Origin of the sequence: Paenibacillus pinihumi DSM 23905 = JCM 16419 (genome assembly GCF_000422505.1) — a bacterium.
Classification (GTDB): Bacteria; Bacillota; Bacilli; order Paenibacillales; family Paenibacillaceae; genus Paenibacillus_D; species Paenibacillus_D pinihumi.
Genome location: NZ_KE383870.1, coordinates 68,406 through 90,432 on the forward strand (window position 1 = coordinate 68,406; position 22,027 = coordinate 90,432).

Here is a 22,027-nt window from a genome sequence, read left to right on the forward strand (position 1 = left end):
CCCTTCTTTTGATAATAAAGCAACAAATATGTTTATAAAGTTTCTTGCTGCATTAGTACCAAACTGTAAAGGCATATGTATGAATTACCCGTGTTAGCATCACTCAAAACAGAGTGAAATATGTCGGCAATGTAAAAAAACGATGATTAAACCGATTGCCGGAAGGCTTCAAAGCGGTAACAATATTTACATTCGGACTTTTATTAAATTTTTGTAACGAAAAAAGAAGGAATTCGTAAAGTTTTGTCGTATTTTTTACAGTACGAGTTTTTTAAGGTTTTCTTAAGGTTCCAAACATGACAGGTTTACAGCGGATATATCCAGTTATCTTCGCTTCACACCGCTGCCAATATCGGGAGGACGGCGTCAGCCGTTTAGGCCCGATTTAAGAATTTTATAAGTTAAAGGTTTTTATCAGGCTTGCATACGTTTGTATCACAGGTTACAGTTTCAAAAGACTTTCGTTAGAGGGGATCTCATTATGCGCGTTCGTTCTTTTCAACTATCCGATTACCGGCCAGTCACCCAGTTGCTCGAAACGGTTCTAACCGAGGAATGCTATGAACAAACGATGGAGGCCTTCGCCAGACAGTTGTCCTGGGACAGCGAGCTGGTACTCGTGGCCAGTATGAACGACGAGATCGTCGGCATGATTATTGGTACAATTGACAATAATAAGGGCTACTACTACAGAGTTGCAGTCCACAAGGACTATCAGCGCCAAGGCATTGCCAAAGCTTTGATCAGCAGCCTGCGTCAGCGCTTTGTACAGCGTAATGTAACCAAAATCATGATTACAGCGGATGAGCACAACGAGCCGATTTTGTCTCTTTATGAATCTATGGGTTTTGCAGCGAAGGATTTCTTCCGTTCCATTCAGAAGCTTAGCATTGTTGCAGGATAGGATTCACGGTTTGAAGGGGCAGCCCTTAAGGCTTGCAAGGTTATACAAGATCAGCTTCTAACATGAAACGGGTGACGCGAACGGGTAATACCAGGCGTCAGCCGTTTCTCCTTCTTTTTAAGCAGGCATATCTGCGAAGGGCCATTGCATTTGGCGCGCAGATGTGCTTTTCTTATAATAATAACCAAACCTAGGAGCCTCACATGGAAACAATCTATCAGCCGTGTATTATAAAAAGCTTCAAGCATGACGGCCATCTTCACCGGATGTGGCTCCAGAACTGGTTGGTTCCCAAATCCAGGTTAACAGCAGCCCACGCGTCGGAATCGATGATTGTGCTCATTAATGAGCAGACCCCCATCCAGGAGTCAGACCGGAAGGTGTGGGTAAGCAAGGTTCCGGCTGTTTCCTTCTTTATTCCAAGGCAATGGTTTAATGTCGTGGCACTGATCGAGGAAGCAGGTATCCGGTATTATTGCAATGTGGCTTCGCCTCCCTACCTGCATGAAGGCGTGCTGACTTATATTGATTATGATCTGGATGTGATCCGTACCTGGGATGGTTCGGTGCATGTAGTGGACCGCGAGGAATATGAGGCGCATAAGGCGCTGTATCATTATCCTGCACTGGTGCAGGACAAGGTTAACGATGGGCTGTCCGGTCTCATTCAGCGTGTCCGCAGCGGCGGGGCGCCGTTTGCTGACGACCTGGTGTATCATTATTATAATGAATGGAAAAAAAGAAAAGAAGGGGTGTAGCATGAGTCGTCCACCCTTGGTTGCAGAACTTTTGGACTGGTTCAAAACATTGATTATCGCCGTAGTCATTGTCACGCTGCTTCATTATTTTGTCTTTAATTTATCTACCGTCAAAGGCCAATCCATGCAGCCTACATTGGAAGAGAAGGAATGGCTGTTCGTCAATAAGGCAGTCTATCTGGCCGGTTCGCCAAAGCGCGGTGATGTTGTAATTGCTGAAGACCCGGAGCATGAGCTGAAAAGCAACGAATATCTCGTCAAGCGGGTAATTGGCGTCCCGGGAGATCAGATAGAGATTCGCAGCCAGCGTCTGTATTTGAACGGGGAAATGCTGGTCGAGCCTTACACCGGCCTTACGATTGAGGATGAGGATTTCGGGCCGTTTACGGTAGAGCCGGGTACTTATTTTATTATGGGTGACAACCGTCATGCCGGAGCGAGCAGAGATAGCCGCAGTTTTGGCACCGTTACCGAAAAGAGCATTAAGGGCCGGGCAGATTTTATATTGTGGCCGGTTACCAAGATGAAATCGATCTAATGGAAGATTCATATAAGGGGTTGGTAATGGGAGGAATACCTCCCGGGATACACACTTCCCGCGCACCGGTGCAGCGGTCGCGGCGGGCATACAATCCATTTTTACAGGTTTACAAGGAGGCTTAATAGCTCAATGCAAAGCTTGAGAACCGCGGGATTCTATGAGGAATTGAAGCGGGAGTTGCTTGCTGCACTGCCTGAGCTTGGCATCGACAAGCTGGGTATCGCTTCGACCGAACCGTTTACGGAATTAAAGCAAAGATTAATAAGACACCGGGAGCTGGGGTATGAGTCCGGTTTTGAAGAACCGGATCTGGACAAGCGTACGGACCCCTCCCTATTATTTGACAAGCCCCAATCCATAATTGCGATTGCCATCGCGTATCCGTCCAAGCTGAAGGATGCGCCCAAGTCTGAGCCTGGAGCAAGGCGGGGCATATTGGCCCGTGCTTCTTGGGGGGATGACTATCATAAGGTGCTGCGCAACAGGATGGAGAGGCTGGAGCAGTGGCTGAGAGACAGGGTGCCTGACGTAAGGACTGAAAATATGGTGGATACCGGGGCATTGTCCGACCGCGCGGTAGCGGAGCGGGCCGGTCTTGGATGGAGCGCCAAAAACTGCTGCATTATTGCTCCGGAGTTCGGATCATGGATCTATCTTGCCGAGATGCTGACCAATCTTCCGCTACCGCCGGACAACCCAATTACCGATCAGTGCGGCTCTTGTACCAAATGCATCGACGCATGTCCGACAGGCGCGCTTGTCGGGCCCGGACAGCTTAACAGCAAGCTGTGCATCTCTTTTATTACGCAGACAAAGGATTTTATAAATGAAGATGTCATGCGTAAAATTGGCAACAGGCTCTATGGTTGTGATACGTGTCAGATTGTATGTCCGGTCAACAAGGGCAAGAACTGGACACATCAGCCGGAGTTGCAGCCTGATCCGGAGCAGGTAAAACCGCTGCTTGTGCCTTTGCTCACGATCGGCAACAAGGAGTTTCAGCGGCAATATGGCAACACGTCATCCGCATGGCGGGGCAGAAAGCCGATCCAGCGCAATGCGGTCATTGCACTTGGCAACTTCAAGGAAGAGAGCGCCGTGCCGGATTTGATCGGAGTGCTGAAGAAGGACCCAAGGCCTGTTCTGAGAGGGACAGCCGGTTGGGCGCTCGGCCAGATCGGCAGCAGCATGGCGCTTGATGCGCTTGCTGCGGCCCTGGAGCATGAGGAAGATGAGGGAGCGCTTGCGATGATCAGACGGGCGCTGGACCGGCATCTGGAATCTTCAGTTACGGAGGAAGAAGAACAGCCTACACAAGTGTAGACGGTTGTCTGCTGCTTTTTTTACAGCAGGGACGGATATCGCTGCGCGAGAACGCGCGGTGCAGCGGTATCCGTCATATTTTCGCGTATTTCCAAGCATATCCGATGCCGCTAGTGTGTACGGATTTATATTTTAAAAATCAGTCCCGCGGGCTGGAACAACCAGCTTGTACATGGTATGATAAAGTGCATTCAAAATAGACGGAGGTCGATCTCATTTTATGTTCTGGGATATTGCTATTCCGATTATTACTTTAATTTTAGGACTTGCCGGAGGATTCTTCATCGGGGTCTTCTATCTCCGCAAGCAGCTTGAAAAAATGCAAAGCGATCCTGACATGCTTCAGAAGATGGCGAAGCAAATGGGCTACAATATGAACAAGCAGCAAATGCAGCGTGCTCAGCAAATGATGAAGAATCATCGTCCTGGACGCAGATAAGCTGCTTAAAGGGAGGTCAAGAGATTGGCTGGAAAAAAAGATTACGTCAATTCCAATGTTACCGCTAATCGGGAGCAGCTTGAATTTCATGTGAAGGAAATTTTGAAGCTGATTGGTGAAAATGTAGAGCGTGAAGGTCTGCTGGAAACGCCGGCGAGAGTGACGCGGATGTATGAGGAGATTTTTTCCGGTTATGAGGTTGATCCCCGCGAGGTGCTCGGCGTTACTTTTGATGAGCAGCATGAGGAGCTTGTCATTGTTAAGGATATTGTGTATTACAGCCAATGTGAGCATCATATGGCGCCCTTCTTCGGAAAGGCCCATATTGGATATATTCCAAGCGGTAAAATTGCGGGCTTGAGCAAGCTGGCTCGCCTGGTCGATGCGATAACCAGACGTCTCCAGGTGCAGGAGCGCATTACTTCACAGGTCGCGGACATTATGGAAGAGGTGCTGAAGCCGAACGGCGTTATGGTCGTTGTAGAGGGTGAGCATCTGTGCATGTGCGCCCGCGGCGTGAAGAAAACCGGAAGCAAGACGGTTACATCTGCGGTTCGCGGGGAATTCCGTACAAATGCGGCGCTGCGTTCCGAGTTTCTGTCTCTGCTCAAACAATAAATTCAATCGTAACGGGCTGTTTCTGCCGGACTTGTAGATGTCCAGGAGAAACAGCCCGTTTTTAAGTTGAAGGCCGCAAGTACGGCAGTCTTGTTCAATATGGCACCCATTGCAGTTTGCTGGCCTTGAGGAAGCGCTCATTCACATAAGGCCAATTGACAACACGCCACCAGTCCTTGATGTAATCCGCCCGTTTGTTCTGATGCTTGAGGTAATAGCTATGCTCCCAGACATCAATCGGCAGCAGGGGGATCGCGTCCCATTGGGACAAGTTCTGATGCTTCTCGGCTTGTAAAATTTCTAGACGGTGGCTGCGCGGGCTCCATACAAGAATCGTCCAACCGCCGCCTTCGACTTTTTCAGCCGCCTGGCTGAACTGCCTTTTGAATGCATCGTAGCTGCCGAAATCATGTTCAATCTGGTTGCCTATCGGCCCTACAGCAGCACCTCCGCCTTGCGGTGACATCGTATCCCAGAAGAGGGTATGCAAATAATGTCCGGCTCCGTTGAAGGCGAGCTCCCGTTCCCAATGCTTGACCAACTCAAAATCTCCGGTTTTGCGTGATTGCTGAAGTTCCGTCTCCGCTTTGTTCAAGCCATTGACGTAATTCTTATGCAAGATGTCATGGTGAACGCGCATCGTATCCTCATCGATATAAGGCTCCAGAGCATCGTATGCATAAGGCAGGGGCGGGAGGGTATGTCCGCCAACAGGCACGGGCTGGGCGGATTTGTCATCGCGCAACTCCCATTCCGTCAACTTCGTTTTCCCTGCCAGCTCTTTGAGATTTTTCTCGGATTCCTCCTTAATATGCTGCACAATCGTCCGGGATACCGGATTTTTGGCAATGGCCGCGCTGTTCTTCAGCATCTTATCTAGCTGGGCCACGAACTCCCGCGTCTGCGCAAGAGAGTTTTTAACCAGCTCTTCTACCTGCTGTGCTGCTTTGGGTGGTATGGATTTTGCTATCGGCAGCAGTTCCCTGATCCATGTTGCGGCACATTGCCCGGTTGCAGTAAAGACCTCTTGCCACTCCTTCAGCAACTTCACATACTCCGGCTCAAGGCCTGGAACTGTCTGTTGAATGAGCAGCGCATGTCCGGCTTCCTGTTGTTTCCACCGCTGCACTTCCTCAAGCCATCGCAAGGGCATGTACTTGCCGTAAATATAAAGCACGACATAGGCCTCCTTCGGTTCGGATTACATCTCTCACAATGTATTCCGCACTGAACTTGGCTTATGTCGTGTAAATGAAGTTCATATTCAAGATTGGAGGGAACCATTCTCTTTGGCTTCGACCTGGCTCAGGAAGAGGGCGGCTCTCTGAATGTATTCTTTCGGATGGTCACGGAACAGCAATTCATGATGTCCGTTTTCGACGATCCATTCCCTGGATAACGGATTTTGCTGTGCGCCGGAAATCATTTCGGCTGTCTCATAAGGCGCCTTGGAATCCGCTGTGCCGTGGATCATATAGATGGGCATAGAATACGCCTTATGTTTGATCAGGTCGGCTGGAATCTGGTCCAGGCTCGTTCCCGTCCACAGCGGAAACATGGAATTAATGAGTGAAACTGATGGATAGCGCGGCAGATTAATAATTTGTTGAACATTGTAGTACAATGTGTCGGCATCAGCCAAAAACGTACTGTCCAGGATCATGGCGTCGATCTCATCCGTAAGCAGTGCGGTTTGCAGGGCAGTGCCTGCGCCCATAGAGAACCCCCAGACAATGACTTCCTTCGCTCCCTGGCTCTTGGCGTAATCCACGGCAGCCAGCAGCTGCTGGGATTCTTCGCGTCCGCCTGTTGCAGGAGTTTTATGAACAGAAGATGCATAGCCGTAATCAAACATCAATACATTATAATTTAGCCGATGTACCAATTCGGCCAGCTCATACATCGGAACCCAGGTTTCCTCGCGGTTGGCTCCATAGCCGTGGCTGAATACGACGGTTTTGGGAGAAGCGTTCTCTGCCGGAATGAACCATCCGTCTACCGTAGTTTTGCCGCTGGCGCTGCTGAATTGTACATCATGGTACGGCAGATTTTTGGCCTCCATAGGATTGGAAGTAAGCGGGGCCACATATGGATAAGCAAGCATCCAGGCGACATAGCCGTGGAAGGCGACCAGGGTGAACAGCACAAAGGCGACAAAAGCCGACAAGGCTGCTATGGCTATATGCCTACTGCGTGCGCGTTCCGTTGCCGGAAGGGGGCGGATGCCCGGATGCGGCTGGAGTACGGGCTGAGAAGCTGTTGAGAAGCCCCCTTCCAGCGGCACTGGTGTCAATATCGTGCTGTTCATGCTAATCCCTCCCGGTGATGAAAATAAGGCTTGTGCACTGGTTTTGAAAGCGGTTTAATATTAACTGTTGTTCTCATCGTATGACTTTTGTCCCAGGGTGTCAATTGGTGTAGATGTAATGTTATTCACTTGTAATCTGCCTGTAAACTAAGGGGGATTAAGGTGAGAAAATTAGCAAATTATATAACTTGTTGCAATCTGATTGTAATCTCATAAGGGGAGCATATTTTTTGCAATTTTTTGAAATGATTCGGATCATTTTTGCACCTTGGACCTTCCGCTGCCCAACCCCGGTATGTTATACTACTAGGTGTAATTAAGTTTCATTGTGTGAAACAAGGGAGGCTCTTAATATGGAAGAGCACAAGTCCACAGTGCGCGCTGTAGAACGGGCGCTTGATATATTGCTTTGCTTTACAGACGGTACGGATTTGGCGATGACAGAAATTGCCGAGCGGGTCGGGCTGCACAAGAGCACCGTACACCGGATGCTGGCAACACTTGAAGAGAAGGGCTTCATTACTCGTGACAGTGCTTCAGACCGCTACAGACTTGGCATGAGAATCTGGGAGCTTTCGACGCATCTGTCGAATAATGATGATCCGGCTATCATCTTGCTGCCAGAGATGGAGCGGCTGCGGGATGAATTGGGCGAAACGGTCAGCCTGTACGTCAGAGACGGGGAGGACCGCTTGCGTGTCCAGGCCGTACAGAGCGGTCAGGCGATCCGCAGAGTTGCGCCTGTCGGTGCGCGCCTGCCGCTGTATGTGGGCGCCTCCAGCAAGGTGTTAATCGCCTTCGCAGAGGAAGCGGATCGTGAGGCGCTTATGGGCGGCAAGTCCTGGCCGACCGGATTTGACCGCAAGCAGCTTGAGGAGCAGCTCGAGGAAATCCGTCGTATTGGATACGCCACAAGTGTGGAGGAGCGCGAAGCGGGTGCAGCTGCAGTAGCCACCCCGATTTTCCACCGGTCAGGCAAGCTGGCTGCGGCATTGTCGGTGTCCGGACCGGCATCGCGGCTCACGCTGGAGAAGATGCGCGAATACGCGCCGATGATTATGAATTCGGCCCGATTGATGGGCACAATGGTTAAATAAAAATAAGGTTCTCTTCTGTTTTGCCTCAGTGGCAGCAGAAGAGAACCTTATTTTTTACTTCCGGGGAGTTTGGGACTGGCTACTGTTCTTTAATATTTACCCCGGTTTCCTCCATTGGAATCAGCTCATATATTTTACCCGACTCAAACGAATCAATCAGTCTCAGCAGCCATTTGTAATAGCTCAGAGCATCATGTATTTTGCTCTCGTCCTGGTCCAGCAGTGCAAGCAGCGGCTCATTATCCGCATATTCAGTCCGCATGTCGCGAATTTCCTTCAATGATTTATGAAGGGCATTGGAATTAGCTTCGACAGCTTTTCTCCAGCGGATAGAGAAATAGTCGATAAAATTCTGATGCCAGTCCGGAACAACCTCATATAAGTCCTTGCGGCTTCCTTTGCCCCAGACCTTGTTAATCATCTTCAAATCCATTAGCGTGCGCATGCCTGTGCTCATTGAGGTTTTGCTCATGCCCATTGTCGCGCTCATCTCATCCAGCGTGACGGGCGCATTGTTAAAATACATATTGCCGTACAAATGGCCAATTGATAATGTGATGCCGTATAAATCCATGTTTTTGCCGATCGATTCGATGACACGCTGTCTTGCTTGTCCTACCTTCCGCTGCTGTTCTTCAGTCAATGCCTCCAAGTATTTCATGGTACCCTCCAGAGTACAAAATTGCTTATGCTACCCGTTTCAATTGTTGTTGATAGCTGTATATAACAAGTATTGAAGCACAGCCTACCAGAAATGTAAAGCATCTGATGTTGACGAAATAGGGAGGAAAACAGAGTATACAGGATAATAAGTTTGTAAAGTTAAAACTGTACAAAATATATGGAAGATTACGCATTTTGACGATACAAGCTGTTTCGAACTAAACTGTTACAAGTAAAGCAACAGTATAGACAGGCACCGTACAAAGGGGGGATAACATGCCGATTGTTGAAGTAAAACAACTCATTAAGGTATTTGGATCTGATCCGAAACGCGCGCTTCCTCTATTAAAGGAAGGGTGGACGAAAGAAAAGATTCATAAAGAAACAAAGCTTACCGTCGGGGTAAATCAGGCGAGCTTCAGTATTGAAGAGGGGCAAATATTCGTGATAATGGGCCTCTCGGGAAGCGGAAAATCAACGCTCGTACGGTTGCTGAACCGGTTGATTGAGCCGACTTCGGGACAGGTTTTGTTTAACGGCACTGATGTGCTGAAGATGAATGCAGAGCAATTAAGAAAATTCAGACGTAAAAATATGGGCATGGTATTCCAGAAATTTGCGCTGTTCCCGCACCGCACCGTACTCCAAAATGCAGAATACGGTCTTGAGGTGCAGGGCATAGAAAAGACAAAGCGGCGCGAGATGGCTATGGAATCGCTCGAGCTCGTGGGCTTGAAGGGATGGGAGAACAGCTATCCCGATCAGCTTAGCGGGGGGATGCAGCAGCGGGTAGGTCTTGCCAGAGGGCTGGCGAATGATCCGGATGTGCTGCTGATGGATGAGGCGTTCAGTGCGCTTGATCCGCTCATTCGCAAGGACATGCAGGATGAGCTCCTGGAGCTGCAATCCAAGATGAAGAAAACAATTGTCTTCATTACGCATGATCTGGACGAAGCGCTGCGTATTGGCGACCAGATTGCGCTGATGAAGGACGGCAGTATTGTGCAGATCGGTTCGCCGGAGGAAATTCTGATGCAGCCTGCCAACAAGTATGTGGAACGTTTTGTGGAGGATGTCGATTTGTCCAAGGTATTGACTGCATCCCATGTGATGCGCAAACCAGAGACGATCACGGCAGAAAGAGGGCCGAGGGTTGCTCTGCAGCTGATGCGTGAGCGAGGCGTTTCCAGCCTGTATGTTGTCGATAAGGGCATGAAGCTGATCGGCGTCATTACAGCGGAGGATGCATCCAATGCGATTAAAGAAGGACTTCAGCTGGAGAGCATCATTCAGCGCGAGCTGCCCTCCGTGGCTCCTGACACCTTGCTCAACGAATTGTTTGAGCTGATGGGAAGCATCAAGCTGCCCGTGGCCGTCGTTGACAGTGCAGGCAGACTCAAGGGAATTGTTATTAAAGGGGCTGTATTGGCTGCACTGGCAGGCAATGCTGACCTGGGGGCAGGTGAGCAAGCATGAATTTGCCCAAAATTCCGCTTGGAAGCTGGATTGAAACGGCTGAAGACTGGCTGACGGCCAATTTCGCCCCATTATTCAATTTCATCAAGTTTATTATTGGACAGATTGTCGGCGGTTTTGAAATGGTGCTCAGAGGCACACCTACGCTGCTGCTGATTGCAATTCTTGTGGCCTTGACCTGGTATATAGCCAAATGGCGGATGGGCGTATTCGCATTAATCGGGCTGCTGCTTATTGATAATTTGGGTTACTGGGATCATGCCATGCAGACGCTGGCGCTCGTTCTGACTGCAGCTGTGCTGTCTGTCGTGATCGGTGTTCCTGTCGGCATCCTGTGTGCCCGCAAAAATACGGTGCAAAATATTATTACACCGGTCCTTGATTTTATGCAGACAATGCCGGCCTTCGTATATTTGCTGCCTGCAATTTCATTCTTCTCGCTTGGTGTCGTGCCGGGTGTTATCGCTTCGGTAATATTCGCGATACCACCAACCATTCGTCTGACCAACCTGGGCATCCGCCAGGTTCCGGATGAGCTTGTAGAAGCGGCTGATGCCTTTGGCTCCACACCTGGGCAGAAGCTGTTCAAGCTGCAATTGCCGATTGCAATGCCGACGATTATGGCCGGTATAAACCAGACAATTATGCTGTCCCTGTCTATGGTTGTTATTGCTTCCATGATCGGGGCGCAGGGGGTAGGTGCGGATGTATTCCGTGCGGTGACCCAGACCAAGACAGGCGTTGGCTTTGAGGCGGGCCTCGCGATCGTGATTATGGCGATTTTGCTTGACCGTATTTCTCAAAATGTGATCAAGAGAAAGAAAAAATAAGGGGGATTAACATTGAAAAAACTTAGTTTGATTATGGCAGCTGCGCTGCTGATTACGGTGTTAGCAGGCTGTGCGAATTCTGCAGGTGGCGGCAGTAAAAGTATCAAGCTCGCTTATGTCGCCTGGGATTCGGAAATTGCCAGTACATTTGTTGTGAAGGAAGTATTGGAGCAGAAGCTTGGCTATAAAGTGGAAATGCTGCAGGTAGATGCCGGGCCGATGTTCGCCGGAATCTCGGACGGCAGCGCTGACGCGATGGTAGCCGGGTGGCTGCCTTCCACGCATGAATCCTATATGGAGCGCTACGGGGATAAGCTGGTCGATCTGGGACCAAATCTCGCAGGAACGAAGACAGGTCTTGCTGTTCCGTCCTATATGGACATTACAAGCATTGAGGACCTGAACAAGGAAGAGAGCGGCCAAGCGCTCAATTACCAGATTATCGGGATTGAGCCTGGAGCGGGCATTATGATGTCCACAGAGAAGGTTCTCGATGAATATGGCCTGCGTGACAAGTGGACGCTGGTTGAAAGCTCGTCTGCAGCTATGGCCCAGGAGCTGGATAAGGCTTATAAGGCTCAGAAGCCGATTGTCGTGACAGGATGGACGCCGCACTGGATGTTCGGCAAGATGGATCTGAAATATCTGGATGATCCTAAAAATGTCTACGGCGGCGAGGAGCAAATTCATACGCTCGTGCGTCAAGGGCTGAAGGAAGACAAAGCGGATGCCTATGCTGTGCTGGACGCATTCAATTGGACGCCGGATGACATGGCCGAAGTAATGGTTGCTGTCAATGAAGGCAAATCTCCTGAGGATGCAGCCAAAGCATGGGTAGAGGCCAACGAAGATAAAGTGAAGGCCTGGATCGGAGAATAAGCACCAGATCTTTCATATATAAAAATGAAGCTGACCTTTTTCAAACAGGTCAGCTTTTTCTGTTGTTAGTATAAATTTAATGAAGAAACGGCAGTCGAATAGCCAGAGTGTGAAATGATTCTGTAGAAACGAAGTGTTCGCCTTTGTTCCCGGATTTCTACCTTTAAATTATTGCCTCAGGAAATCCGGGAACAACAGCGATCGGAAGAACATTTCACACGGCGGCGTTGCACGAACGTAAAAAGATTAAGCAGTTGTCAACCTGCCCAAGATAGTGTATTCTATATTTGAAAATGATTCTCATTATTAAGTGGCTGATTTGGCTGATAACGAGGCCAGAGAAACTTCTATAATAAATAAAAATCCCGTACACGGCGGGCAGGCCGCATACGGGATTTAATTGAATTACATTTTAGCGATCATTTGACGAAGCACGGTTTGCAGGATACCGCCATTACGGTAGTAATCCACGTCAACCATCGAATCGAGGCGGGCAATCGCTTTGAATTCAAAGTTTGTTCCATCTTCACGGGTAGCAGTAACGGAAACTTCCTGTCCCGGGAGCACATCATTGGAGAGGCCTTTAATATCAAATACCTCACGTCCGGTAATCCCTAAGGAAGACCAGCTTTGACCATGCTGGAATTGAAGCGGAAGTACGCCCATACCAACCAGGTTAGAACGGTGGATACGCTCGAAGCTTTCAGCGATAACAGCTTTTACGCCGAGCAGGAAAGTACCTTTCGCCGCCCAGTCACGGGAGCTTCCTGTACCGTATTCTTTACCTGCGATAACAACGAGGTTTTTGTCTTCTGCCTGGTACTTCATGGAAGCATCATAGATGGACATTACTTCGTCAGTTGGCAGGTATTTGGTTACGCCGCCCTCAGTGCCAGGTGCAACCTGGTTGCGGATACGGATGTTTGCAAATGTACCGCGCATCATGACGTCATGGTTACCGCGGCGGGAACCGTAGGAGTTGAAGTCCTCGCGGGCTACGCCATGCTCGATCAGGAATTGTCCGGCAGGGCTGTCAGCCTTAATGTTACCGGCAGGTGAGATATGGTCTGTCGTAACGGAATCGCCCATCAATGCCAGTACGTTGGATCCTTCGATGTCGGCAATGTCGCCCACTTCGGAGCCCAGGTCTGTAAAGAACGGCGGGTTCGCGATGTAAGTGGAGTTCTCGTCCCACTCGTACAGCTCGCCTTTTGGTACCGGAATTGCGTTCCAGCGCTCGTTTTGCGTAAATACGTTGGCATACTTGCTGCGGAACAATTCCGGGCTCATTGCAACTGCAATAGCATCCGAGATTTCTTTGGAAGTCGGCCAAATGTCTTTCAGGTATACCGGCTGGTTGGACTGGTCATATCCGATAGGATCCTTGGACAGGTCGATATTTACCGTACCAGCCAATGCGTAAGCGACAACCAGTGGCGGAGAAGCCAGGTAGTTCGCTTTAACTTGGGCGTGGACACGGCCTTCAAAGTTACGGTTACCGGAAAGTACGGCAGCCACAGTCATGTCGTTATCCGCAATAGCTTGGCTCACTTCGTCCGGCAGTGGACCGGAGTTACCGATACAAGTTGCGCAGCCGTAGCCTGCAACATGGAAGCCCAGTGCTTCAAGCGATTCCAGCAGTCCGGCTTTTTTCAGGTACTCGGTTACGACGAGGGAACCTGGTGTCAGCGAGCTTTTTACATAAGCAGGCTTCACAAGTCCGCGCTCTACCGCTTTTTTGGCAACGAGGCCTGCGCCGAGCATAACGCTTGGGTTGGAAGTGTTCGTACAGCTCGTAATCGCAGCAATAACAACCGCACCCGTGCTCATTTTGCTCAGTTGGCCGTCTTTGTGCTTCACATCAACAACTTCATCAATTTTCTCGTCGGACAGCCCGTATCCGCCTTTGTCAATCGGAGTGCGGAGGATGTCGTTGAACGCTTCCTTCATGGAAGTCAGTTCGACACGGTCTTGAGGACGCTTCGGTCCAGCCAGGGAAGGAACGATGGAGGAGAGGTCAAGCTCTACTACATCAGAGAATACAGGGTCTGGCGTTTCGTTCGAACGGAACATGCCTTGTGCTTTATAGTAAGCTTCAACCAGCGCAATTTGCTCTTCTTCACGTCCGGTGTTGCGCAGGAAGTTCAGTGTTTCATTATCAACCGGGAAGAAACCGACAGTTGCGCCGTATTCAGGAGCCATATTGGCTACAGTTGCACGGTCAGCCAGGCTGATGTTGGACAGGCCTGGTCCGAAGAATTCCACGAACTTGCCTACCACGCCTTTTTTACGCAAAATTTGAGTAACAGTCAGTGCCAGGTCAGTAGCTGTTGCTCCCTCTGCCAGACTTCCTGTCAGCTTGAATCCGATAACCTCAGGAGTTACAAAGTACAATGGCTGCCCCAGCATGCCTGCCTCAGCCTCGATACCGCCAACGCCCCAGCCTACTACGCCAAGACCGTTGATCATTGTTGTATGCGAGTCTGTTCCGACCAGAGAGTCCGGATACACGACAGTTTCGCCGTCTACAGTTTTTGTAGCAGCTACAGATGCCAGATATTCCAGGTTAACCTGGTGAACGATACCGGTTGCCGGAGGTACCGCACGGAAGTTGTCAAACGCAGTTTGCGCCCAGCGAAGGAAACGGTAACGCTCTTCATTGCGCTTGAATTCAATCGTTTCGTTAAATTCCAATGCATCAGGTGTTCCGAATGCATCTACCATGACGGAGTGGTCAATAACGAGGTCAACCGGTACGAGCGGGTTGATCTGTTTTGGGTCGCCGCCGGCTTTTTTGACGGTGTCGCGCATTGCCGCGAGGTCAACAACGACCGGCACACCGGTGAAATCCTGAAGAACGATACGGGCAGGGATAAATGGAATTTCTTTATCCTCACGTCCGTCAGCCCAGTTCGTCAGCTGCTTGACATGCTCAGCTGTAATCGCGCGTCCGTCGAATTGACGTACAGCCGCTTCAAGCAGAACTTTAATGGAAAAAGGAAGCTTGGAGATGTTGCCGAGACCTTGCTCTTCCAAACCGTTCAGCCTGTAATAGGCATACGATTTGCCGCCGACATCAAGCGATGTGCGGACGGAGTAATGATTTTGTTTAGACATCGTAGAGTTCCTCCTTAAGCGCAGTTCAGTCTGTTTCATTCTGTGAAACATAATTTCATAATTAAACCTACTTATAGTATATCGTTAATTTAGGGCTTGCGTAAAGAGGGTTTTCATCATGAGAACATCATTTATCTCATATAATGAATCAGTCTATCCCATCAAGCGTTAATGCCCGGCTTTTCTCATCAGGGGAGGCCAGTTTGAAGGAGGGTGCGAGTCTGCCGGACAGATGAATGACGCGGGAGATTGGTGCAATCTGAGGCGGCATTTTGATAGTATGTGCAGTTCGCGGCATAAAAACTTCTCAAAGGCCGTTACGCCGTTTACTCTTGTGAAGGAGGTTTCGTTTATGGCGCAGTCCCCTAAGGTAAAACGTGCTCCACAGCAGCTCAGCGGCTGGAGAGCTTCAATTAACGATTACGTGCGGCTGGTCAATCAGGCTGAAATTGAACATGCGGTGCTCCCGCTTCAAGAAGCGGCGGGAGACAAGGACCATCTGCAGCGACTGGACAAAAGGCTCACAAGGACGGCAGCACGCGACAAGAAACGGCAGGCTGCATCGGTCAAGCATGAATCTAAGGCCAGGCTTGTCCGCGTGCATGAATTAGGCAATGAGACGGCTGTTCTGCTCCGCTGTGATCATACAAGGACACTGAATCAGCAGGGGAGTGTGTATTTGGAGGAGCGGCGGGATTTTGAACGCATCTGGCTGCAAAATCATAACGGGGATTGGCAGATTACCCGTATTGAGCCTGTTGTTGCCGAGCGGCGCCCGAGATACGGCGCATCCCAGCTCGTACCGGAACAGGATGAACAGGCGGATAAATACAGTTTGGCGAAGTCAGCCGTGCTTCCATACTTAAATTATAATCTTTTAAGAAACTACAGTCATGAGCCTGTCCGGGCATTGTATCATCGTGACTTGGCCGTCGCATATGCCGACCGGTGGTGGGATTCAGCCAACCCGGAGTATGAGGAATTTGAGGTCAATTGCACCAATTACATTTCCCAGTGTCTCTTTGCAGGCCGTGCCCCTATGGACTATACTGGTAGGAGGGGAGCGGGCTGGTGGTACAAAGGCCGCGATAATGGAAATGAATGGTGGAGCTATAGCTGGGCTGTATCCAATGCGCTTCACAGCTTTTTGGCGGGAAAGCGCAACAGCGGGTTGCGGGCGAAAATTGTCAGTGCCCCGGAGCAGTTGGACTTGGGCGATGTCATTGTATACGACTGGAACGGGGACGGAAGGTTCCAGCATAGCACGATTGTAACCGCTTTTGATGTGGACGGCATGCCGCTGGTTAACGCCAATACCGTATCAAGCCGGCACCGCTATTGGGATTACCGTGATTCTTACGCGTGGACCGAACAGACACAGTACCGATTTTTTCATATTGCCGACGAATTATAGGCATTCATAGTATGTCATTGGCCCAAGTAAGGGAAATTATATGTAACCGGAGGAAAACCAATGGGGGAGAAATTGAAGGTTGGCTTGATTTATGGAGGCAGATCGGGGGAGCATGAAGTGTCGCTCCAAACCGCATTATCTGTCCTGCAGGCATTTGATTATAATAAATATGATGTGAAGCCGTTCTACATAACGAAGCGCGGCGGGTGGCTGACAGGAAGTTTTCTGCCCGCTGCTCCTGCGTCGGTAGATGAACTGCAATTCAAGGAACAGCAGTCAGCCCAGTCTTCGGCAATCACTTCCCTGTTCGACGGGATCAGTACTGCGGCTGGCGCCAGTCTCGATGTGGTCTTCCCGCTGCTGCATGGCACCTTCGGGGAGGACGGGACGATCCAGGGGCTTCTGGAAATGGCTAATCTTCCTTATGTAGGGGCAGGGGTTTTAACTTCTGCGGTGGGGATGGACAAGATCATGATGAAAAAGATTTTTGCCCACGAAGGGCTTCCCCAATGTGTGTACCGCTCTTTCAACCGTACCCAGTGGGAGAAGGACCCTGGTTTTTTCATTATGGAGATCGAAGTATCGATCGGCTATCCATGCTTTATCAAGCCGGCCAATCTCGGCTCCAGCGTAGGCATCTCCAAAGCAAGGAACCGCGACGAGCTGCAGGCTGCGGTTGCTTATGCACTGCGTTATGACCGTAAGGTTGTTGTAGAGGAGTTTGTCGATGCCAGAGAAATTGAGGTAAGCGTGCTTGGCAATGATGAGCCGCGTGTATCTGTACCGGGTGAAATCATTAGCTCTGGTGATTTTTATGACTATCAGGCCAAGTACATTGACGGCAAATCCGTCATGCAGATTCCGGCCGAGCTGCCGTCTGAAACCGCAGAAGCTGTTCGCAGCATGGCGCAGCGCGCCTATCTGGCGATTGATGGCTCCGGGCTGTCCCGCATGGATTTTTTCCTGCGCAAGGAAGACGGGAAGCTGTTCATCAATGAAGTGAATACGATGCCAGGCTTCACCCCGTTCAGCATGTATCCGCTTATGTGGAAGGAGTCCGGAATTGCTTACCGGGAGCTCCTGGATTCATTGATTACGCTGGCGCTTGAACGGTATGCGGCCAAGCAGCAGCTTCAATACAGCAGTTAATTGAAGGAGAGTTGAACGCATAATGGGATTTGAAACGGAATTCAATTCGGTATGCAAATTTAAATCGACGCAGGAGTTGTACGAGCTGCTGGAATATGGCCGCGGCAAGATGGTCAAAAACGGCTTCCGCGTATATCCGACAGGCCAGAAGGTAATCGCCTATACGCCGGAAAATGAGGCTATTGCGATTGTAAAAATCGTTGCATCCATCGCTGAAATTAATTTCCAGGGAGAGGAAATTACCGAGGTTGAAATGGAACTTGTGCGCAAGCTGACAGAGGACGAGTCGAGAATTCAGACGGCTCTTGCGCATGAGATGTTTTTTGGCGAACGGGAGTGATTGTTCGCTTTGGCTTCGTAGCGATGAGTATGATGCTGCAAAATGCATCCGTCTCCCGCACGATGACCTATCAACAATTCTCCAGGCTGGCTGACCGGGGAGCAGCCTTGCGCAAGCTGGAGAGGATTGCATTAGAGAACCTGGAGCATTCGCTCCGTCTGCTCAAACATTGTGTAGCACACGATGTTCAGGTATACCGCTTTTCCTCCAAGCTGATTCCGCTGGCAACACATGGGGAGCTGAATGACTGGGACCCGTACCCGGCACTGGAAGAGGCGTTCGCCAAGGTAGGCGCTTATGTCCGGGAGAAGAAGCTCCGGGTGTCCTTTCACCCGGATCACTTCTGTGTTCTCAATACACCCCGTCCTGAGGTGCTGGAAAGCTCGGTCCGTGATCTGGAATACCACGTGCGTATGCTGGAGGCGATGGGACTTGGTGAGAGAACTGCCAAATGCAATATTCATGTGGGCGGGGCATACGGGGACAAGGAAGCGGCTGGCGAACGGTTCGTCCGGCAGTTTGCGGAGCTTAACGAACGCTATAAAGGCCGTATTACGCTGGAAAATGACGACAAAACCTTTACCGCTGAGGAAACCTTGGCGATAGCTGAACTTAGCGGTGTGCCGATGGTGCTGGACATTCACCACCATGCGGTCAATGATGGGGGGCTCAGCCAGAACGCTGTTGTACGGGAGCTGTGGCCGCGTATTGCCCGTACCTGGGAGACCGGAGGGGGTAGCCTCTCGGGCGGCCCGGCTGCAGAATCTTTGCCGCCAAAGATTCATGCATCCAGTCCCAGGAGCGAAAAGGATATGCGGAGTCATGCCGATTTGCTCGAACCGGGGCACTTGCTGCGCTTTTTACAGGAGATTGCCGGTTCAGTACCGCGGATTGATGTCATGCTGGAGGCCAAGCAGAAGGATGCAGCACTGTTCCAGTTGATGGACGAGCTGCGCAAGCGCGAGAGGGACGGCGGTTTCCGGGTCGTTGACGGAGCCTCCATCGAAATTTGACTGCCTTGCATCTATAGAGTCCAATGCCGTCAAATTGTTGGCGGCAGGGCTTTTTTATGATAAATAAGTATACGCTTTCTTTTATTGCAAAAGCTATAGTTAGGCATTTGGTCAACATATTAGGGCAGCTAACCATTTAGCAGCCCGATCATGGCGGCTATATGAAACTTTAAACCTCGCAACACGTATAATATCGCATATTCATATTTTTGTTCTAACATCGTGAACGCGCTTTACGATATACTTGATATGTAGAAGATTTCGCGAAGCGGCAGTCTCCTGATTTAGTCAGCAGCAGCTGTTTACGCTTGATAGGAAAGTAGAGTGATGTACAGTGAGTGAGCAGCGGAATGAACCGGTGGTCGGCAGTAAGAGTTTCACCGCCGTAGCGATCAACTGTGCGGCCAAGGCTGGGCAATGGATTAATACCAAGCTTGGCGCGTATTCCAGTCTCAATTTGAAATATTCATCCCACGATCTGGTGACTGAAGTTGACAAGGGCTCGGAGAAAATGATTCGAAGCCTGATCCGTACCCATTTTCCAACCCATTCCTTCCTCGGGGAAGAAGGTGTTGAAGCAGGGCCGGAGGCATCAGCCAAAGCGCTGGAGTCCATGCGGGATGAGGAATATCTATGGATAGTTGATCCGATTGACGGCACAACGAATTTTGTGCATGAATTTCCATATTATTGCGTATCCATTGCGCTTGCCCATAAAGGCGAGGTTATCGTCGGGGTTGTCTATGATCCGACCCGGGACGAGCTGTTCGTCGCCGAGAAGGGCAAGGGTGCCTATGTCCATGGCAAACGCATGGAGGTAAGCAAGGAGCAAACTTTGCGGGATAGCTTGATTGCTACCGGTTTTCCCGCCGATCATCAATATGCGCTCCCTATTAATCTGAAGGGCGTACAAGCTGTCGCGCCGCAGGTCCGCAATTTGCGTGTGGCCGGTTCGGCTGCGCTGCATATGGCTTACGTGGCGGCAGGCAGACTGAGCGGCTTTTGGGAAATCGGGCTGAACAGCTGGGACTTGGCTGCAGGCGCATTGCTGATTCAGGAGTCCGGAGGCAAGGTGACCGATACAGGGGGACAGCCTTACCATCTGGGCGTGCGGAATGTAGCTGCCTCCAACGGACATGTTCATGATGAGCTGACAGCGGCGCTAGGCAAGGCCGGGGCTGCAGGCTAACCGGAATGATAAATCCTTTTTCGTGGAATTCTACGGAAGAGGATTTTTTATTTTCTGGGAAAGGTAAAATTACGATGAGCAAAATAATCTCCCGCTTGCGGTCCCGTCGTATGTTGGCCTTGTTGCTAGCCGGTGTTGGTCTGATTACGCTGTATGCCATGATGCATGGAGGGGATACATCCGCTAATCCGCCATCGGCCTCCGCCGCTTCCGATATGCAGAAGGATGCACAGTCCGGCAAGCTGCAAAATATCAAGTCTGAGCTGCCCCCGTATGATTATGGGATGGTGTGGATGTCCGACACCCAGTATTATTCGGAGCGATACCCGGATATTTACAGCCGGATGGTGAACTGGATAGCGGATAATCAGAATGAGCTGAAGCTTCGCTATGTGATACATACCGGGGATGTTGTTAACCGGGACAAGGAAAGAAGGCAGTGGAAAATCGCAAGCAGCAGTATGAGCGTATTGGAGCGTGCTGCGGTCCCGTATGGAATTTTGGCAGGAAATCATGACGTCAACACCAAGAAGCCTTCCTATAAAAGGTTTGGCCGTTACTTTGGGGAACAGCGGTTCGGCAAGCTGCCCTTCTACGGGGAGAGCTACAAAAATAATCGGGGACATTATGATTTGGTTGAAGCAGGAGAGCAGAAGCTGATATTCGTTTACATGGGCTGGGGGATTGGCGGAAACGAGCTGGGCTGGATGGATAAGGTGCTTAAGGAGCATCGGGACTATAAGGCGATCTTGTGCCTGCATGATTATCTCGGTGTGACAGGGGAGCGCTCTCCAGTTGGAGAAGCCGTATTCAGCCGAATCGTCATCCCCAATCCCAATGTAATGGCGGTGTTGTGCGGCCATGAGCATAATGCTGCGCTGGTTGTGGATGAAGTGGATGATAATCATGACGGAATCAGAGACAGAAGCGTCTATCAAATGCTTGCCGATTATCAGAAAGGGCCCAAAGGGGGCAGCGGATATATGCGTCTTTTGTTGTTCGATGAGACCCGGGGGCTTTTGCACGTCCGAACATTTTCGCCCTATACCGGTGAATTTAACTTTTATAAAAACGAACCGTACAAAGATGAATTTACGCTGCCATGGCCAATCGCACAGTCTGGTACCGCCAATGGTTAGAGCAGTTTGATCCCGCTCACTAATATGACGCCGGCCATAACTGTTTGCAGCGGCTTGGCGGGAAGCCGGGTCGTCATGATGCTGCCCAGCAATACGCCTGGAATCGAGCCGATCAGCAGATTAATGGTGAGTACAAAATCAACATGGCCCATGCCCGCATGCATCAGTCCTGCTGCGGTGACGAGCAGAAAGGCATGTACGATATCTGTCCCGATCAGCTCGGAGGCCCGGAGTCTGTAGAACATCATCATCGCCAGGGCGAACAGGGAACCAGAGCCGATCGAAGTGAGGGCAACGACAAAACCGAGTGCGGCGCCGATGCTGATGGTCATCCACTTTTTCTCATGCAGCGGCTTGTTCTGTATCCGGCTCGGCGTCCCGTCGGTCATCCACAGCTTCGCAATTTGCAGCAGCGCAATGAAGATGAGCACAATGCCCAAGGCGTGCGTAATAATCAAATCCTGATAGGCATGGAGCGGCGGATAAAATTTCAGCGCAATAATCGTCAGAACAGCAGACGGCACACTGCCGGCGGCGAAGTATGAGACAAGCAGCATGTTTACAGTTTTTTGCCGGATATGCTGAATGCTGCCAAACAGCTTGGTGATGGAATTGTAAAATAAATCGGTGGCCACTGCCATTGTGGGTTGAATGCCTGTCGTAATGAGCAGCGGCGTCAGCAGGGAAGCACCGCCTACACCTGTCAGGCCAACCATAAGTCCGACAAAGCATCCGATAATGACATAATGTAAATCCATTTTGAATTCCTCCCGCTTGAACAGACATTACTATCACTATATGCTTGTCTTCTGAAATCATTATCGGAACCT

At 50.3% G+C, this 22,027-nt stretch carries 22 protein-coding genes; 16 read left to right on the top strand and 6 right to left on the bottom strand.

The window, feature by feature from the left end; translation table 11 throughout:
- Positions 1–481 precede the first annotated feature (481 nt).
- The 6 genes from H583_RS0130740 (at position 482) to folE (ending at position 4,583) form a co-directional block, all read left to right on the top strand.
- Positions 482–904: a GNAT family N-acetyltransferase gene (locus tag H583_RS0130740; RefSeq protein WP_028563825.1), complete on the top strand. Its 423-nt coding sequence runs from the start codon at positions 482–484 to the stop codon at positions 902–904.
- Positions 905–1,107: 203 nt separating this feature from the next.
- Positions 1,108–1,662, top strand: a complete 555-nt coding sequence (locus H583_RS0130745; RefSeq protein ID WP_028563826.1) for a DUF402 domain-containing protein — start codon at positions 1,108–1,110, stop codon at positions 1,660–1,662.
- Position 1,663: 1 nt separating this feature from the next.
- A complete protein-coding gene (gene lepB / locus H583_RS0130750; protein WP_245586045.1) occupies positions 1,664–2,200 on the top strand; it encodes a signal peptidase I in 537 nt (178 codons plus the stop codon).
- A gap of 132 nt (positions 2,201–2,332) precedes the next feature.
- Positions 2,333–3,526, top strand: coding sequence for a tRNA epoxyqueuosine(34) reductase QueG (gene queG / locus H583_RS34925; RefSeq protein WP_051237264.1), 1,194 nt, complete (start codon positions 2,333–2,335; stop codon positions 3,524–3,526).
- Between the two features lie 220 nt (positions 3,527–3,746).
- On the top strand, positions 3,747–3,965 hold the full coding sequence (locus tag H583_RS0130760) for a YneF family protein (protein ID WP_028563828.1): 219 nt from the start codon (positions 3,747–3,749) through the stop codon (positions 3,963–3,965).
- Positions 3,966–3,989: 24 nt separating this feature from the next.
- Positions 3,990–4,583, top strand: coding sequence for a GTP cyclohydrolase I FolE (gene folE, locus H583_RS0130765; protein WP_028563829.1), 594 nt, complete (start codon positions 3,990–3,992; stop codon positions 4,581–4,583).
- A 94-nt stretch (positions 4,584–4,677) separates the two neighbouring features.
- Here the strand turns inward: folE and H583_RS0130770 are convergent, their stop codons facing one another.
- Together H583_RS0130770 and H583_RS34930 are read right to left on the bottom strand one after the other, a co-directional pair.
- Positions 4,678–5,760: a Fe-Mn family superoxide dismutase gene (locus H583_RS0130770; protein ID WP_028563830.1), complete on the bottom strand. Its 1,083-nt coding sequence runs from the start codon at positions 5,758–5,760 to the stop codon at positions 4,678–4,680.
- Between the two features lie 87 nt (positions 5,761–5,847).
- Entirely contained in the window at positions 5,848–6,891 is a 1,044-nt protein-coding gene (locus H583_RS34930; protein WP_036711635.1) for an alpha/beta hydrolase, read from the bottom strand.
- Positions 6,892–7,244: 353 nt separating this feature from the next.
- Here H583_RS34930 and H583_RS0130780 point away from each other — a divergent pair, with 353 nt between their 5' ends.
- Entirely contained in the window at positions 7,245–7,988 is a 744-nt protein-coding gene (locus H583_RS0130780) for an IclR family transcriptional regulator (protein ID WP_028563831.1), read from the top strand.
- A gap of 79 nt (positions 7,989–8,067) precedes the next feature.
- Here H583_RS0130780 and H583_RS0130785 read toward each other — a convergent pair whose 3' ends face one another.
- A complete protein-coding gene (locus H583_RS0130785; protein WP_028563832.1) occupies positions 8,068–8,649 on the bottom strand; it encodes a GbsR/MarR family transcriptional regulator in 582 nt (193 codons plus the stop codon).
- Between the two features lie 278 nt (positions 8,650–8,927).
- Between H583_RS0130785 and H583_RS0130790 the strand changes: the two genes are divergently transcribed.
- Genes H583_RS0130790 through H583_RS0130800 form a run of 3 tightly spaced genes read left to right on the top strand, consistent with a single transcriptional unit; the run spans position 8,928 to position 11,836 of the window.
- Positions 8,928–10,127, top strand: coding sequence for a quaternary amine ABC transporter ATP-binding protein (locus H583_RS0130790; protein WP_028563833.1), 1,200 nt, complete (start codon positions 8,928–8,930; stop codon positions 10,125–10,127).
- Complete coding sequence (locus H583_RS0130795; RefSeq protein WP_028563834.1) at positions 10,124–10,957, top strand: ABC transporter permease; 834 nt, start codon at positions 10,124–10,126, stop codon at positions 10,955–10,957. Before H583_RS0130790 ends, H583_RS0130795 begins: the two co-directional genes overlap by 4 nt.
- A gap of 33 nt (positions 10,958–10,990) precedes the next feature.
- Positions 10,991–11,836, top strand: coding sequence for a glycine betaine ABC transporter substrate-binding protein (locus H583_RS0130800; RefSeq protein ID WP_036711681.1), 846 nt, complete (start codon positions 10,991–10,993; stop codon positions 11,834–11,836).
- Between the two features lie 405 nt (positions 11,837–12,241).
- Here H583_RS0130800 and acnA read toward each other — a convergent pair whose 3' ends face one another.
- Entirely contained in the window at positions 12,242–14,953 is a 2,712-nt protein-coding gene (gene acnA / locus H583_RS0130805; RefSeq protein ID WP_028563836.1) for an aconitate hydratase AcnA, read from the bottom strand.
- Between the two features lie 148 nt (positions 14,954–15,101).
- Positions 15,102–15,251, bottom strand: coding sequence for a hypothetical protein (locus H583_RS37425; protein WP_154666041.1), 150 nt, complete (start codon positions 15,249–15,251; stop codon positions 15,102–15,104).
- A gap of 54 nt (positions 15,252–15,305) precedes the next feature.
- Between H583_RS37425 and H583_RS0130810 the strand changes: the two genes are divergently transcribed.
- From H583_RS0130810 to H583_RS0130835, 6 genes are all read left to right on the top strand, one after another.
- Positions 15,306–16,367, top strand: a complete 1,062-nt coding sequence (locus H583_RS0130810) for an amidase domain-containing protein (protein WP_028563837.1) — start codon at positions 15,306–15,308, stop codon at positions 16,365–16,367.
- A 60-nt stretch (positions 16,368–16,427) separates the two neighbouring features.
- Positions 16,428–17,516 carry a D-alanine--D-alanine ligase gene (locus H583_RS0130815; RefSeq protein ID WP_028563838.1) on the top strand — a complete coding sequence of 363 codons (1,089 nt, stop codon included), beginning with the start codon at positions 16,428–16,430 and terminating at the stop codon, positions 17,514–17,516.
- A 22-nt stretch (positions 17,517–17,538) separates the two neighbouring features.
- Entirely contained in the window at positions 17,539–17,856 is a 318-nt protein-coding gene (locus H583_RS0130820; RefSeq protein ID WP_028563839.1) for a hypothetical protein, read from the top strand.
- Positions 17,853–18,869 (top strand): UV DNA damage repair endonuclease UvsE, encoded by a 1,017-nt coding sequence (gene uvsE / locus H583_RS0130825; RefSeq protein ID WP_028563840.1) that lies wholly within the window; start codon positions 17,853–17,855, stop codon positions 18,867–18,869. The genes H583_RS0130820 and uvsE overlap by 4 nt, the downstream gene beginning before the upstream one ends.
- 334 nt (positions 18,870–19,203) lie before the next feature.
- Positions 19,204–20,058, top strand: a complete 855-nt coding sequence (locus H583_RS0130830) for an inositol monophosphatase family protein (RefSeq protein WP_028563841.1) — start codon at positions 19,204–19,206, stop codon at positions 20,056–20,058.
- Between the two features lie 74 nt (positions 20,059–20,132).
- On the top strand, positions 20,133–21,197 hold the full coding sequence (locus tag H583_RS0130835) for a metallophosphoesterase (protein WP_156327020.1): 1,065 nt from the start codon (positions 20,133–20,135) through the stop codon (positions 21,195–21,197).
- Here H583_RS0130835 and H583_RS0130840 read toward each other — a convergent pair.
- Complete coding sequence (locus H583_RS0130840) at positions 21,194–21,955, bottom strand: sulfite exporter TauE/SafE family protein (protein WP_028563843.1); 762 nt, start codon at positions 21,953–21,955, stop codon at positions 21,194–21,196. The genes H583_RS0130835 and H583_RS0130840 overlap by 4 nt on opposite strands.
- Positions 21,956–22,027: the final 72 nt, after the last annotated feature.